We start from the raw sequence: 14,692 nt of genomic DNA on the forward strand, positions 1-14,692 counted from the left end.
GCTGAATAAACGGAAAGATAGGAATACTGGTGGAAATCCGCTTTTAAGGTCTTACACGTTTTTCTAACAGCAGGAAGAAACAGCTGATCGTTCTAATCGAATTACCGGTTTGTTTGTTCGCCGGCAGGGCGCTCACGTAAAGACAGTATCAGTTCGATCCATTCCCTGTTCTGACCTATCAATTCCTTAAAGGTTGGCTGAAAAACTACATCCGGTATCACGCCGCGGACGGGGTCTTTTCCTTTTGTGGCGAAATCGACATAGAGGATCGATGTATGGGTTTTGATCTTCGAATTTGGCAGGGTGAGATCTATACCGATGACGGCGCCACCTCCACTGAATGAACCCGCTGTTTCATCGCCGACGATCGTTGCCCGTTTATTTGATTGCGCTACCGCGCAAAATGTAGAAGCTGCGGAAGATGTACCTCCATTTGCATAGATCCATACACGTCCTTTGTATCCGTTGGTCTGCGGTTCCATCGTTTTCAGCTCCATGGCTAATTCAGAGATCTTCGCGAGGCTTTTGCCTTCTCTCATTGAATCTACGTATGCGTATTTATTGCGGCGTACTTCATCAGGAATATTGGCCATTGCCAGCGTTGAATCGCTGATATCGATCAGGTATTCTTCATTGACAAAACGGGTCGGTTGATCAATGAGATAAGACATCAGGTAAGCGGCGAGTTCTTCCTCTCCGCCACCATTATGGCTAAGATCGATGATCAGGTCTGTTGGCTGGCGCTTCTTTATGTCGGCGAAAAATCCATCGATCTTTTTCCGGAACATCTTTTTTTCAACAGCAAAACTCCTGACGGTCATTACGGCGACGGGCGCTTTCTCTTCAAAACGCAACTGGAACTGCTCCTTGCGGAGTTTGTCGCCCCGTTTACTCGCTTCCAGTACGATCTTATTGACCGGATTGGCTACGGCATTCCTGTTAATGGAAGCGAAATCCAGCCCGGTATCAAATTTCCTGGTGATGATCGTTCCATCTGTTTTGCGGACCGTCAGTGCATAGGATCCCGGCTCTTCGATGAACTGGTTATACGCAATATTGAAGTTCATGGACGAAAGGAAGTTGTCGCGCGAACTGCTGATAAATCCATCTGCCGGAATATAGGAATGGATGGCGCGCCTGACGCTGTCAATATCACGGTCATTGATCGAAACGATCTCGTCGCCCGGTTCAATGGAGGTGTCGGATGTGCCATTGATCACGACAAAGGGTTTCCCGGACGGGAAGAAAAGCTGGAAGGGAAGAAATTTCCATTGTTTTATGAGCGAGCTCAGCTGGCCGGGATTGGCATAGCTATGCTCGCATCTCGTTTCGCTGATCAGGAAAGCGATCTTTTTGTAAAAGTCGCGGAACGGGAGGGGGGTGTTGATCGTCGATTGCAGGCTGTCCATCAATTGCTGCATGGCCTCTTTTGACCGGCGTTTATATAGTCCAGGATGGGTTGTTTCCAGTTTTCCGCGCAGATACCGGTAATCTTCCTGCATACCGTCCACCGGTAACAGCGAATCAGTTTTGGAAACCTGTGCGAAACAATTAAATCCGCTTAACAGAAGCATGATCGTGATCAACCGCATATTCATTTTTTTAGCAAAACTCGTTTTTCAGGGTAGTTACAACAAGTGCAACGATGTTCAAATCATGTTTTGAGGAGTATTCCGCCTGTTCAGGTCGCTACTCCGCGCAGGTATTCGGACGGCGTTTGCCCGGTGACCTGTTTAAACACCCGCTGAAAAGTGGGTAGCGAGGGAAATCCGCATTCGGAGGCGAGGCCGGCAATACTCAGGTCATGCAGGCTGGCCGATCGTTGTTTGAATTCTTCCACGCGGAATTCATTCAGGAACTGGTTGAATGTCTTACCCAGGTGCTGGTTCAGCGAAGAAGAAATGGAGCGCGCAGGGATATTGCTGACGGCGGACAGGGCGGCCAGGTCAAGTGCGGGATCCAGGAAAAGCTTCTGATCACGAAGGAGTATGGTGAGTTCATTGACGATCCGCGTCATTTCTGTTTCCTCCATGGCTGTCTTGCGTTTATTTTTTCCATCCTCTTCCAGTGCGACTGGGCGGGTGGAGAGGTAGCCGCGAATGCCCAGCCAGTAGATCATTGCAGCCATCGGCAGATAGACGGGGAACCATCCGACCGTCTGCAGAAGCCGTTCGGAGAAGGGCAGCACATACGGCACAAGGAAGACCAGCCAGAGCAACAGAAAGATCCGGAACACATTGATGAACTGCGAAAGCCAGTTGAACGACCCTGTTTGTTTTTGACTGAGGATGTTTTCTGATGACCTGTGATCACGAAGTTGTTTTCTTGCAACGCTGATACTTATAGCCAGTACGATCCAGCGGGGAATGTCTGCATATTTGTTATACAGGTCTGAAAACTCCGCTAGCTCTGCGGTTGTTGCCGATAATAATGAGGTAAAGGTTCCCAGTTCCAGCATTTTGGGAAACAGGTCTATGATCACCGGCAGGAACCAGAGAGCCTCTTTCCGGCGGACGCGGAAATGCGGATCGAGTACGGCTTTCACATAAAAGAGGATCAGCGGGCCGAGGGCTGTAACGAGGATCCAGGGTATAACGGCATGAATGATCGCCGTGCTGCCGGAGAGTTCAAAAAAAGCTTTATAGTGGAGGTAAAGGTGGAAACCGGGAAGGGCAGTAACAAGGATGATCAATGCAAGCAAACGATCTGCATAGGTGGATCTGCCGCGGATACTGAGAAGCAGGGCAGTAATGACTCCCTGTAGTGAGCCGAGAACGATCAACAGGTAAAGGAATTCGGTCATGACGAAGGGTTTGCGACGGAGGCAAGATAAAGGACTTATCAGGGATGCGGAGTTTTACCGGCTTATTTTTTAAGGGAAAGCGGCACAATTTGCAGATGCCATTTGGGGGCAGGTAGGGCATTTGTTCCCGCAGGTTATGAGGTCTTGGTTGAGGTAGAACAGGATGGCTAGTAGTCTTGCATAGGGCCCCCTCTAAATCTCCCCTGAAGGGCTACCGTGTACTCACATTTTTCCTTTTATATGACCGAATAATTTCTTGATAGCTTGATGGCGTAGGGGAACGCGGCGTGCGCGGCGATACGCGACGTGCGCGGCGAATACAAAGTCTGCTATGGCTGTTTTCGTTGCGTACGTCGCGTTCCCCTACGCCATTCAAATACTTATGGGTTCACGGTAGCCTGAACGGGAGATTTAGAGGGGGGCTACGCCCAGCTAAGCTTATTCCGTGGAATGAACGCACACACACCTCCCTCAGTTCCCTGACCTTTTCCATTTCATCAGGAGCAGACGGCGGCTGGTTTTTTTGAGGTGATAGCTTTCAGGTTCGCCGATCAGGAAACCATAGGGCTCGGTCTTTTCACCGGCATCGAGGACTACTTTGACGATTGCCACCATGGGGATCGCAAGGATGAGGCCCGCAAGCCCGAACAGCAGTCCGCCCAGAAGCAATCCGATTATTGCAAGTAGTGGATTGACACTTACTTTTCCTCCGACAATATAAGGGGTGATAAAATTTCCTTCCAGGAATTGTACCACCTGGAACCAGCCGATGATGCCGAGTGCATACCATGCACTGTCTTTGGTAGCCAGTGCGAACAAGGCCGGAAGTATAGAGCCGATCGCAATCCCGATATACGGGATCAGCAGCAGGAGTGAAGCGAGAATGCCGAAGAACCAGGCATATTCGATTCCCATTACCAGTAATCCGATCGTGTTAAGCACAGCTACGATGCCCATTACGGTAACCAGCCCCAGCAGGTAATCCTGTACCACGCGATAGATCTTCTGTAACGTGTCATGCACTTTCTCGTGCGATACATGCCGGAAAGCTTTGAAGAAGAATTCGATAAAAAAATCGCGGTAATAAAGTTGGAAAAAAATGAAGATCGGGATGAGTACCGCGTTTGCCAGAATACCTCCCAGTGATCCGAGCAGACCGGCGCTGTATGCCGCTGCGCCGGAAGCTAATTTCCCTGCTTCGGCCTGTACTTTCGCAAGCAGTTCCCCTTGCTGCACGCCGAATTGAGCAGTGATCCATTGAATGATATCGTCAATACCTTCTACCACACGCGCGGTTATTGCCTCGCCGTTATCTGCACTGATGGAAACCATTTGCCGGAAGAACAGCCAGATGATCAGCCCCCCGATCACCGAACCGAGGATCACGGCGATAGCGGCAGCCAGCGCTTTGCCCATCTTCCATTTTTCCATACGTCTTGCGATCGGGAAAAGGGAGATGCTAAGGATCAGTGAAAAAAGCAGCGGGACGATCACCGTCCGCAATAAGTAAAGAATGCTAACGATGGCGAGCAGATTGAACAGGCGATAGGAGACTTCCCTGGCAATGGAATTGTTGGTGGGTGTCGGTGATGGTGTCATAAATGTTTCGAGATTAGAATCGGTTAAGAACAGTTGGATGATGAGGCTGATGGTAGGTTTTACAATTTTCCGGCCAATTCTATCAAACCCGATAGCGTCAAAGCCGAAAGCTTTTACATGAACACGGCATTCCAATGCGTCAACAAACAAGTTGTTACTTTCTTTCTACGCCTGTTAGAATTATACGACTGCAGGATCCCGGCTCTCAGGCTGATGGTTGCCCGCGTTCGCAGGCTTGCAAGATGACAACCTTATTCAAAGGCAGACCCGGTCAAAGCGTACAGGATATCGGCATCTCGAATACATCGGGGTTCCCGGGAACGTGAGTGTCGGGTATACTTTTTAACGTGAGTTACTGCAAGGCGGATCACCGGATCAATTTATGCGAAAGCGTAACTTAAGTTTAAAAACATCAATGTATCAGCGCTGCTTTTACGTAACTGATCTTGTCATTTTTAAATTGAAAGTCAAATGTCCCATGAATATGTCCTTCCGGAAAACTGCCGGTAAAAGCGACTTGAAGATGGGCGGTGGTGTCACCCGTAAGATCAAGCTTTATGATCCTTGTGTGAGTGTTATACCCGATAAAATAGCTTTCAAAATATTCCCGGATTCCTTTGTGGCCATTGAATGAACGTCCAACGGAGGGGTCTTCAAGGATTGCGTCGGAAGAATAGAAGCCGAGATATTTTTTTGTGTCAAAAGCATTGGCGGCGGCTATCCATTCGGTGATAAGCGCTTTGATTTTCATTTGTGTTGTTTTTATATAATGCCTGGGCGGTCAGGAAAGAGTTGACACGCGGTGGCGATGCGCGTGTTCCCTTGCAAATGTCTTAAGTTGTTTTCAAACGGGATTACTCAAAAAGGTGGATCCTGTAGCCGATTTCACGGAGGATGTGTTGAGAGCAGGTGTGACTGATTCTGTTATATTTGTATTGATGGGTACGGATAAAACATATTACCAGGAACAGATCGCGAAGATCAGCCGCGAAAGCGGACTGGCTGAATACCAGTACATCCAGGTAAGGCAGTCCCGGCATTTTATGGAGAAACACTATGCTGACAAGATCGAACTGGACCAGATCGCCATGGCGGCATGTATGTCGCGATTTCATTTTGTGAGAGTTTTCCAGATGATCTATGGAGTTACTCCACGGCAATATCTGAAAGACGTCAGGATCAATAAAGCAAAGGCATTGCTTAAAAAAGGGCTGGACGTCACCACCGTATGTTATGAGGTTGGATACGATAGTGTTCCCACATTTTCCAGCGCGTTCAAAAGAGGTACGGGGCTGTCTCCGGGCAGGTATCAGCAATGGCATAAAAGCAATCCGGAATAAGCCGCGGAGAGGCGGGAGCATTATTTTGCCTCAACAAAATTTTTGGGATATGATAAAGATCCATGTAATGAGTTTACTGGTGGATGACCAGGAAAAAGCGCTGAAGTTCTATACAGAGAAATTAGGTTTTATCAAGAAGACCGAGGTTCCGCTTGGGGAGCACAAGTGGCTGACAGTTGTTTCCTCCGACGAACGGAATGGCGTCGAACTGGTTCTGGAGCCTATGGCTTTTGAGCCCGCCAAAGTGTACCAGAAAGCATTGAAGGATGCAGGTATTCCTTATACATCCTTCGCAACAGATGATGTAATGAAAGAGTTTGAGCGATTAAGGTCGGCCGGCGTTGAATTCAGCATCGAGCCAACTGTAATGGGACCGGTAATGATCGCAGTGCTCGACGATACCTGTGGTAACAATATCCAGCTGGCACAAATGCTTTAGCCCGGAGCCGGTATTAACCGATGCCCGGACTTTACTTAATTCACCAAACCGTTTCGTTATGGCGAAACGGTTTGGTGAAGATGATAACATGAACCGGGATGATACGTTTATTGTGATAGTACATTACTCACTACGCAAACTTTTAACGGGTCTTCCCAATGCTGCTTTGATCGACTGAAAGCTTACAGTGATCAGTGTAATGAACAATGCAGCTAATCCCGCAGCAGCGAAAACCCACAGGGAAAGACTTGTATGATAAGTAAACTTCTGCAGCCAGCTCTGCATAAAGTACCAGGCCAGCGGAGCAGCGATACAGAATGAAATGATCACTAAGCGAACGAACTCTCCGGACAGCATACTCCAGAGATTGAATACAGAAGCTCCAAGAATCTTGCGTACACCGATCTCCTTTGTCCGCTGTTCGGCTACAAAAGAAGCGAGTCCGAAGAGTCCGAGGCAGGATATGATCACCACCAGGATCGTAAAGATGCCGGATAAGGTTCCGACGCGCTCTTCATTGCCAAACTTGCGCGCATATTCTTCATCAACAAATTTGTATTCGAATGGCTGGTCCGGGTTAAACCGTTTGAATACCGGTGCAATCTTATCTATTGCCGCAGATGCGCTGACAGAAGGATTCAAGCGGATGATCGCGAGGTTGCCGCTTTCCTCCAGGATCGTGTAGATCACGGGCCTTGCTTCTTCATAAGGAGAATCTGTCAGCATGTTCTTCACCACCCCGATCACGCGCATCGGTCTATCCCACCACGTGATACTTTGATCCAAAGGATTTTTGAGTCCCATGTATTTTACTGCTGCTTCATTCAAAATCACCGAAGCAGAATCTGTAGCCAGTTCTTTTGAGAAGTTTCGTCCCCCGACGATCTCCCATTGCACTGTTTTTCCGTATGCAAAAGAAGCGGAGATCACCCCGAAATCTGTGGAGAGTCCCGGATCTTTTCCCGGCCAGCTCACACCACTTGTTGTATTCCAGATCCCGGTTGTCGGGCTTTCAGATTCAGCGACTGCCTCAACGGTTCCCGATTGCATCAGCGCTGATTCAACAGCCTGCCAGTGTTCATGGGCTGGACCACTGATCGGTACAGTGAGCAGGTTTGAACGCGAATAACCAACGGGCCGGTCTTTTGCAAATTGTACCTGGCGATAAACGAACACAGTGCCAATGATCAGTATCACAGAAACGGTGAACTGCAATACCACCAGTATCCGTCTCGGAAGTGCGGCAAAGCGGCCTGCCTTGAATGTGCCTTTCAGCACTTTCACCGGTTGAAAAGAAGATAAGTAGAGAGCTGGATAACTGCCCGCTACAAGCGCCGTAAAGACAATAAAGCCAGCCATGCTGCCCCAGAAGAAAATACTTTTCCAGGGAAGTTGCATTTGTTTATCTGCTACTTCATTGAAAAAGGGAAGGCTTATGCCGACCACCACCAGTGAGATCACAAATGCGAATAACACCGTAAGCAGTGATTCTCCAAAAAATTGCATGATCAACTGACTGCGAAGCGAGCCCACTGTTTTGCGGATCCCAACTTCACGTGCTCGTTTTTCGGAACGGGCTGTAGACAGGTTCATGAAATTGATGCATGCAAGCAACAATACAAACGCACCTGTCATGCCGAATAGCCGTACATAAGTTATCGCACCGCCGGTATTTATGCCATTTTTATACTCTCCGTAAAGATGTATCCTGTTTAATGGCTGCAGGAAAACGGCCGGCTTTTTTTGCTGTAACTGTGGGTTAACATTCTTAAGCTTCGAATCTTTGATTCGGGTTGATACGGCGGCGAAGTCCACCGTCGGTTTTATCTCGGCGTACAGGGAAATAAAATTCGGGCGCCAGGGATCAGGGATGTCTTTCAGGCCATTGTTGGCATGAAACCAGAAGTCCCATGAGGCCATGAACTGCAGATTGGCAAGTGTAGAGTTCAGAGGGAAATCTTTGTAAACCCCGGCTACTTTGACGGGTTCCATGTCGCCGATGTTGATCGTTTTGCCGGTTGGATCTGCCTCTCCGAACCAGGCTTTGGCTGCGGATGCTGAGATCAGTACGGAAGATGGATCCTGTAATGCGCTGCGTGTGCCGTTTATCATATCTGCGGTAAACATCTCAGGCATTGCCTGTTCAAAGAATCCGCCGATCGCTTTCAGTTTATTTTCTCCTGTTCCGACAGATATGATATGCTCGCCCCAGTTTGCGACGCGGGCGAGATTTACGAAATCTTCTCCATAATTTTTTCTCAGTTCATCAGCCAGCGGAAAGGGGACACTCCACCATGTTTGCACTTCACCGTTATTGCTGACATTTTGGATCACCTGCGCCAGACGGTCTGATTTTTCGAAACTTTTATTAAATGACAGTTCATCGTTCATCCAGAGGCCGATCAAAACAGCCACGGCCATGCCTATGGACAGGCCTGCAATATTTATGAAGGAATGAGCTTTATGCTTGCGTAGCTGCCGCCAGGCGGTTTTGAAATAAGTCTTAAGCATCGAACGGGGAATTTTTGGTGCCTAAAGTAAACAAAGCAAATGCCTGTGTGTATCTTATTGAATTTCATTTGTTTAAAAAGGTGCATGGTTCTGTATTGTTCGGTTTCGATACATAAAGTGTTCGGTTCAGAAGAAATTACCTGTATCATCAGAGATATCCCCTTGAATTGTCAACCGTCTTGCAGTGGCCTTTTGAAGCAGATCCTTCATGAAATGTATATGTGATTCAGGACTACGCAATCGATCATCGGAGGTGTTATGTTTTTATCGATTCAGGAAGAAATAGCAGGGTATATGACCGCCCTGATATCGGGCTTATGTTCACCGGCTTTTTTGGAAAACATCAGTTGTTCAGAAGCTGGACTACATAGACGTATAGTGCATAAAAAAGGAAAAGGGCAAAAGCCCCTCTCCGCTATCGTATTCAATACTTCTACACTAAATAAGTTATCGTATTGAAACCACCGTGTTTATACCAGCAAAGTATGTACCATTTGATCTCTGCGGGATATTTGACATTTTCCGGGCAAGCTGTGGCAGGAGAGGGCAATGAGTAGTGAATTGTGTGGAGAACGGTCAGCAGAAATGCGCGTGACAGGAGAGTAGCTGCCTGTTCACCGGATGTAAACAGCGTTATCATGCGTTCATCTCAGCAACATGTTTTGCGTTTAGACGCTACCCTGTTGTGGTTGCTCCATTCGTGACATAATCCGACGGCGTCATGCCATACTGCTCTTTAAAACTCTGGCTAAAATAAGAGGGTGTACTGAACCCGACCTTATAGGCAACAGATGCGATATCCATTCCACCGGATAAGAACGCTGCTGCTTTCTGCAATCTGTATCGACGGATCAATTGATTGGTCGAAAGATCCAGCAGGGACTTCAATTTCCTGTTAAGCGTGCTCCTGCTCATTCCCATTGCCTTGCAGAGATAGTCCACTCCAAGCTCAGGGTCATCCAGTTTTGTATCCATCTCCTGGTAAAGCTGTGATAAGAACGGATCAGTAATAACCGGCAATTCCTTTTCCGGAGATGCATTGATCAGGGTTGCCTGCAGGTAGATCCGTTGTTTTTGCTGTAGCTGCAACAGGTTTGTGACGCGGAGTCTAAGCTCTTCGAGGTGAAAAGGTTTTGTGATATAATCATCGGCACCCATTCCCAATCCTTTCAAGCGGGCGTCGTGGGCGGCTTTGGCAGTGAGCAGGATGAAGCCGATATGCGCGGTCCGGTTATCTGTTTTGCAAACGCGGCAAAGATCAAAGCCGTCCTGCCCGGGCATCATCACATCGCTGATGATAATGTCCGGCAGCTCCTGCAGCGCTAATTCAGCGGCAGAATTCCCATTGTTTGTTTGGATCACACGATAGTAGGGCTGCATACTTTCTACAATGAAAGACCGAAGTTCATCATTGTCTTCAGTCACGAGTAGTAACGGAGCTTCTTCTTCGCCGTTCGTCGTTATTACAGCAACAGGCTGCTCAGCGGCTGCGTGCATCAGAACTCCCTGCTGTCTGACAAGCGGAACACTTATGCTGAAGACGGTTGAATGGCCGGCTTTGCTATGCAATCCTATCTCTCCATCCATCAGTCCTGTCAGTTCCTTCACTAATGAAAGACCGATCCCTGTACCTCCGGACACCCGGATCGATGAGTTATCCACCTGGTAAAAGCGATCGAAGATCTTTTGTTGTTGGTCAGGAGGTATGCCCGGACCGTTATCTTCTACTTCCAGCCGGATCTTGTTTCCTTCTATTGTGGTCAGCCTGACCGCCACTTTTCCGTCCGCCGGAGTAAATTTCAATGCATTGCCAACAAGATTGACCAGGATCTTTTCCCATTTGTCTTTATCAAACAAATAGAACCCCGATACACCATTGTTAGTGAAAGACAGGTCGATATTTTTTTCCGCAGCCGCTGCTTCAAATGATTGAACACGATCAGCAGTGAACAGGTCGAGTTCACCGGTCGATAACCTCAGCTGCAATTGTCCTTCGTTCAGTTTAGAGAAGTCGAGGAATTCATTGATCAGGCGAAGTAGTTGCTGGGAGTTGCGCTGCGCGATCTTTACAGAATTGAGTGCGGCGGGAGAGAGGGTGCTGTCCATTGATAATTTCTCCAGTGGAGAAATGATCAATGTAAGTGGTGTTCTGAATTCGTGGGTGATATTGCTGAAGAACCGGTCTTTCAATTCATCCACTTCTTTTAAACGGTGGGCTTCGCGTTTTTCAAATGCAAGGTTCTGTTCGGCCTTGATCCTTCGTTCCCTGAATACAAAATAAGTGCGCAGAATAAACAGCGCGATCAGCGCATACAATAGATAAGCCCACCAGGTGAACCAGAATGGCGGATGAATATGTATCGAGATCTCTTTAATGTTATCGCTCCAGATGCCATTGTCGTCGGTTGCATTGAGCCGTAAGGTGTACCTTCCAGGTCTCAACGCCGCATAGGAGGCGGTGTTACTTGTTCCATTCTCGATCCAGCCCGCGTCAGCGCCAAGCAGCTGATAGCGGTATCGTGTTTTCTGCGGCTGGTTAAATAACATCGCGGAGAATTCAAAACGCAGATAGTTTTTGTTGTAGGGCAGATCGATCGAGGATAACTGTGGCAACGGTTCCTTTATGAGGCTGCCCGGGATGTTGACATCCTGTTGCTGGCTGTTGACCTGCAGCGCAGTCAGCTGAACGGGTACATTGCCTTTACTGGCTTCTTTTTCAAAATCGGACGGATCAAATACCACAAAGCCATCAAGCGCTCCAAAGATCATGCGTCCATCGGGAAACTGAAATTTGTGTGCCCGGTTAAATTCGTTGCCGGGCAGGCCATCGTTCATTTCGAATGAACGTACTTCTTTTGTAACGGGGTCGAAGCGGAAAATGCCTTTATTGGTGCTGCACCAGAGCTTACCGGACCGATCTGCCATAATGCAGTAGATGGTGTTGTTTGGTAAGCCGTCTTCGATGGTGAACGCACGCTCGAAACCCCTGTTGATATCCCAGCGGATCATTCCGCCGCCTCTTGATCCGATCCAGAATTTATTCTTATCTGTTGGATCAGGGCAGATCTCCGTCAGATTTTTCGGCATAAGGCCGTTTGGTTGAATACCAAAAAAGCGATTGATCTTTTTCTCCCGCTGAAACTGAAACAAACCTTCGGTGTAAGTAGACATCCATATATAGCCTCCGATATAGCGGGCGTCTGCCACTTCACCTGTTTCAATATCTGTAACAAGTGGAAGGTTTGTGGGCTTGCCGCCGCCGTTCTGCGTAAAGATATTCCAGGAGGGAGCCCATTGATCATAGATCCACACTTCATCGCCGGGCATGATCACCATGGCCTGATCGCTTCTGTTCTTTTTCTCTTTTGAGAACAAATGAAAACCCTGCTTATCCATGCGGAGCATTTCCGCGTCGTGACCGGCTAAAAAATTGGCAGTAATGTAGAGGTTGCCCTTGCTATCATACGCCTGACGCAATTGATAAGACGACTCGTTATACCAGCTTGCCGGGCGAACGCGACCAGCACCGGCGAAATCAAGCAGGTCCAGCAGGTAAAATTGTTGATAGTAATACGATTTAAAAGGTCTTGCCTGCAGATCGATCTTGTACAGGCCCTGTGCATTCACGCCTACCCATAAAACTTCCGAACGGTCGATGAAGAGTGCGCTGATGCGCAATCCTGGATAGATGGTATTCTCCCATAGGACGGTCAACTGCCCTTCTTTATTCAGCCTGTATACTTTTTCCCCGTGAGCAAAATACAGCATTCCATGAAGATCGATCTGCGGAAGCTTTGGCACGTTTTTCAATTCCTGCAATTTAATAGCCGGAAGGGTATAAACGGTTGAGCGACGCTGTGAGAGATCAAGCATGGTCAGCTTATCTTCAATGAAGACGGCCAGCGTGGTGTCTGTGAGGTAAACCGTCGCATAGTTCATGTGATATAGATTCGCATCTTCATTCACCTTCAGGTTCCTGATATGCGTCTCAAATTGAAAGAACTCAAATTTCGTTTTAGCCGTATCACTAACCTGCACCCCTTTGCTACTGATAAGAAACAGTTTGCCACCGGGAGATTCTACCATGGAAGTAACACTGTCATGATATAATAATCCATTCGACCTGTTGGCATAATGTATCTTTTCATCAACGGTCGTAAGCCATCCCACTCCTTTATAACCGTTCATTATAAAAGACCAGTTAGGCGCTTCCGAGTTTGTACCATACAGTTGCCAGATGCCGCCGGGTACACTGCGCAGCTTGTTTCGGATATTCTTCCGGGTGATCCTGAACGTGGCCAGGTCAAAGTCATCTTCGTGATGACCTTCATAAAGTAAGGTGACTGTATTATTGCGTTTAGGCCCAAAGCCGTGAATGGTATTCGCGGAAAAGCTAGTGCTGTCATTGGGTTTGTAGCGGAAGATGCGGAACCCGCGCCCATCATAGCGGCAGATGCCATCGAGTGTACCAAACCAAAGAAAGCCATCTTTATCCTGGGTGATACCGCTGATATATCCCTGTGGAAGGCCATCTTCTACCCCGAAGTGCCGGTGACTTGTATATGCCCTTTGCTGCGAAAACACCGTTGTGCCAGGGAGAAGTAACAGCAGTAATGCTTTAAAGAGCGTTGTCAGGCGTTTTGCGAGCACAGTGAGGAGTGGTTTAGCGCCGGAAGTTACAATGTTTGCCGGAAGCCTGCAGGGCTTTTTTTGAGTTTATTACCCGGGGACCCGTCCATCGCCTGCCGGAGGGCAATGCTCTTTTTCCGGAAGAAGGTTGAAAGAGCATTGCCTTCAGGCGTATCATGTTTGTGCGACATTGCCGGTAGGCGTTGGGGGCGGGCGATGAACCGGGGCTTCTGTTAGCAATCTCCTATGAATGCGCCATTACTTTTTTAACAACGGCATCACTTTCGTTCCGATGAGTTCGATGGACGCCAGAAGTTGTGAATGGGTAAGGCCTGCGTTGTCCATTTGAAAGGTAAAGCGATCGACGCCTCCGAGGGCTTCGCTATGGCGGAGCAATTTCTCTGCAACTCGTTCGGGACCGCCAACGACCAGTACACCGCCGGGTCCGATCAGATGATCAAACTGTGCTCTCGTAACAGCCGGCCATCCGCGTTCGCGTCCCAGTTTGGTCCAAAGCTCTGCATAGCCGGGATAGTATTCTTCTTCCGCCTGTTCGTTGGTAAGAGATACATAGCCGGGGGAGTGGAGCCCAACTTTGAGCTGGTCTTCGCTGAAACCTGCTTTGGCACCTGCTTCGCGGTACAGATCGACCAGGGGACGGAATCGTGAAGTATTTCCTCCAATGATCGCAACCATCAGCGGAAGGCCTAATTGCCCTGCTCTTATAAATGATTCAGGTGTGCCGCCGACGCCAAGCCACACGGGAAGTTTTGCCTGAACAGCCCTTGGATAGACCGGCAGATTGTTGATCGCCGGGCGAAACCGTCCCGACCAGGATACCACTTCATTATCGCGGATCTTTAACAGCAGGTCCAGCTTTTCTTTGAACAGCGCATCGTAGTCGTCTAGATCAAAACCAAATAATGGGTAAGCTTCCACGGATGAGCCCCGTCCCACAACGATCTCCGCCCTCCCTTTAGACACAAGGTCGAGCGTAGCGAAATCCTGGTATACACGTACCGGGTCAGCCGTGCTTAGCACACTGACCGCACTGGTGAGGCGGATGCGGGTCGTTCGCGCAGCTGCTGCCGCAAGGATTACCGCCGTTGCGGAATCAAGGAACTGTTTCTTATGATGTTCGCCTATGCCAAATACATCCAGGCCAACCTGGTCTGCACGCACCATACGTTCCAGTAATTGATCCATAGCATCCACACTGCTTAGTGACTGGCTGCCATACATTGCGGAAGCAAAACTGTCTATTCCGATCTCCATTGTTTTCCTTTTTTTTATTGAATCAGCAGCACTTTTGTGTGCTCCTGGCTGGTACTATAACATTCATATCTGTTAATAGTTCGGTAGGGCATTTGA

At 48.4% G+C, this 14,692-nt stretch carries 11 protein-coding genes; 2 read left to right on the top strand and 9 right to left on the bottom strand.

From position 1 onward, the window contains the following. Window positions 1-101: 101 nt before the first annotated feature. The 4 genes from LZZ85_RS04130 to LZZ85_RS04145 form a co-directional block, all read right to left on the bottom strand. A complete protein-coding gene (locus tag LZZ85_RS04130) occupies window positions 102-1,592 on the bottom strand; it encodes a S41 family peptidase (RefSeq protein WP_237868679.1) in 1,491 nt (496 codons plus the stop codon). Between the two features lie 89 nt (window positions 1,593-1,681). Further along, window positions 1,682-2,803 (bottom strand): helix-turn-helix transcriptional regulator, encoded by a 1,122-nt coding sequence (locus tag LZZ85_RS04135; protein WP_237868680.1) that lies wholly within the window; start codon window positions 2,801-2,803, stop codon window positions 1,682-1,684. Between the two features lie 471 nt (window positions 2,804-3,274). After that, entirely contained in the window at window positions 3,275-4,402 is a 1,128-nt protein-coding gene (locus LZZ85_RS04140; RefSeq protein WP_237868681.1) for an AI-2E family transporter, read from the bottom strand. Window positions 4,403-4,814: 412 nt separating this feature from the next. Beyond that, a complete protein-coding gene (locus tag LZZ85_RS04145; protein WP_237868682.1) occupies window positions 4,815-5,153 on the bottom strand; it encodes a YybH family protein in 339 nt (112 codons plus the stop codon). 115 nt (window positions 5,154-5,268) lie between these two features. Here LZZ85_RS04145 and LZZ85_RS28615 point away from each other — a divergent pair, with 115 nt between their 5' ends. Continuing rightward, complete coding sequence (locus LZZ85_RS28615) at window positions 5,269-5,742, top strand: helix-turn-helix domain-containing protein (RefSeq protein WP_237868683.1); 474 nt, start codon at window positions 5,269-5,271, stop codon at window positions 5,740-5,742. A gap of 49 nt (window positions 5,743-5,791) precedes the next feature. After that, window positions 5,792-6,181, top strand: coding sequence for a VOC family protein (locus tag LZZ85_RS04155; protein ID WP_237868684.1), 390 nt, complete (start codon window positions 5,792-5,794; stop codon window positions 6,179-6,181). A gap of 123 nt (window positions 6,182-6,304) precedes the next feature. Here LZZ85_RS04155 and LZZ85_RS04160 read toward each other — a convergent pair whose 3' ends face one another. From LZZ85_RS04160 to LZZ85_RS04180, 5 genes are all read right to left on the bottom strand, one after another. Then, window positions 6,305-8,692: an ABC transporter permease gene (locus LZZ85_RS04160; protein WP_237868685.1), complete on the bottom strand. Its 2,388-nt coding sequence runs from the start codon at window positions 8,690-8,692 to the stop codon at window positions 6,305-6,307. Window positions 8,693-9,125: 433 nt separating this feature from the next. Beyond that, on the bottom strand, window positions 9,126-9,332 hold the full coding sequence (locus LZZ85_RS04165; RefSeq protein WP_237868686.1) for a hypothetical protein: 207 nt from the start codon (window positions 9,330-9,332) through the stop codon (window positions 9,126-9,128). Window positions 9,333-9,367: 35 nt separating this feature from the next. Beyond that, complete coding sequence (locus tag LZZ85_RS28620) at window positions 9,368-13,342, bottom strand: ATP-binding protein (protein ID WP_237868687.1); 3,975 nt, start codon at window positions 13,340-13,342, stop codon at window positions 9,368-9,370. Between the two features lie 26 nt (window positions 13,343-13,368). After that, a complete protein-coding gene (locus LZZ85_RS04175) occupies window positions 13,369-13,512 on the bottom strand; it encodes a hypothetical protein (RefSeq protein ID WP_237868688.1) in 144 nt (47 codons plus the stop codon). Window positions 13,513-13,579: 67 nt separating this feature from the next. Further along, complete coding sequence (locus tag LZZ85_RS04180; protein ID WP_237868689.1) at window positions 13,580-14,596, bottom strand: Atu2307/SP_0267 family LLM class monooxygenase; 1,017 nt, start codon at window positions 14,594-14,596, stop codon at window positions 13,580-13,582. Window positions 14,597-14,692 lie beyond the last annotated feature (96 nt).

The sequence above is a fragment of the Terrimonas ginsenosidimutans genome (genome assembly GCF_022012415.1).
Lineage (GTDB): Bacteria > Bacteroidota > Bacteroidia > Chitinophagales > Chitinophagaceae > Terrimonas_A > Terrimonas_A ginsenosidimutans.

Coding starts and splice junctions, on each gene's coding strand:
- LZZ85_RS04135 (WP_237868680.1), bottom strand. CDS start 2,803: ATGACCGAATTCCTTTACCTGTTGATCGTTCTCGGCTCACTACAGGGA.
- LZZ85_RS04180 (WP_237868689.1), bottom strand. CDS start 14,596: ATGGAGATCGGAATAGACAGTTTTGCTTCCGCAATGTATGGCAGCCAG.
- LZZ85_RS04155 (WP_237868684.1), top strand. CDS start 5,792: ATGATAAAGATCCATGTAATGAGTTTACTGGTGGATGACCAGGAAAAA.
- LZZ85_RS04145 (WP_237868682.1), bottom strand. CDS start 5,153: ATGAAAATCAAAGCGCTTATCACCGAATGGATAGCCGCCGCCAATGCT.
- LZZ85_RS04175 (WP_237868688.1), bottom strand. CDS start 13,512: ATGTCGCACAAACATGATACGCCTGAAGGCAATGCTCTTTCAACCTTC.
- LZZ85_RS04140 (WP_237868681.1), bottom strand. CDS start 4,402: ATGACACCATCACCGACACCCACCAACAATTCCATTGCCAGGGAAGTC.
- LZZ85_RS04160 (WP_237868685.1), bottom strand. CDS start 8,692: ATGCTTAAGACTTATTTCAAAACCGCCTGGCGGCAGCTACGCAAGCAT.
- LZZ85_RS04130 (WP_237868679.1), bottom strand. CDS start 1,592: ATGCGGTTGATCACGATCATGCTTCTGTTAAGCGGATTTAATTGTTTC.
- LZZ85_RS04165 (WP_237868686.1), bottom strand. CDS start 9,332: ATGATAACGCTGTTTACATCCGGTGAACAGGCAGCTACTCTCCTGTCA.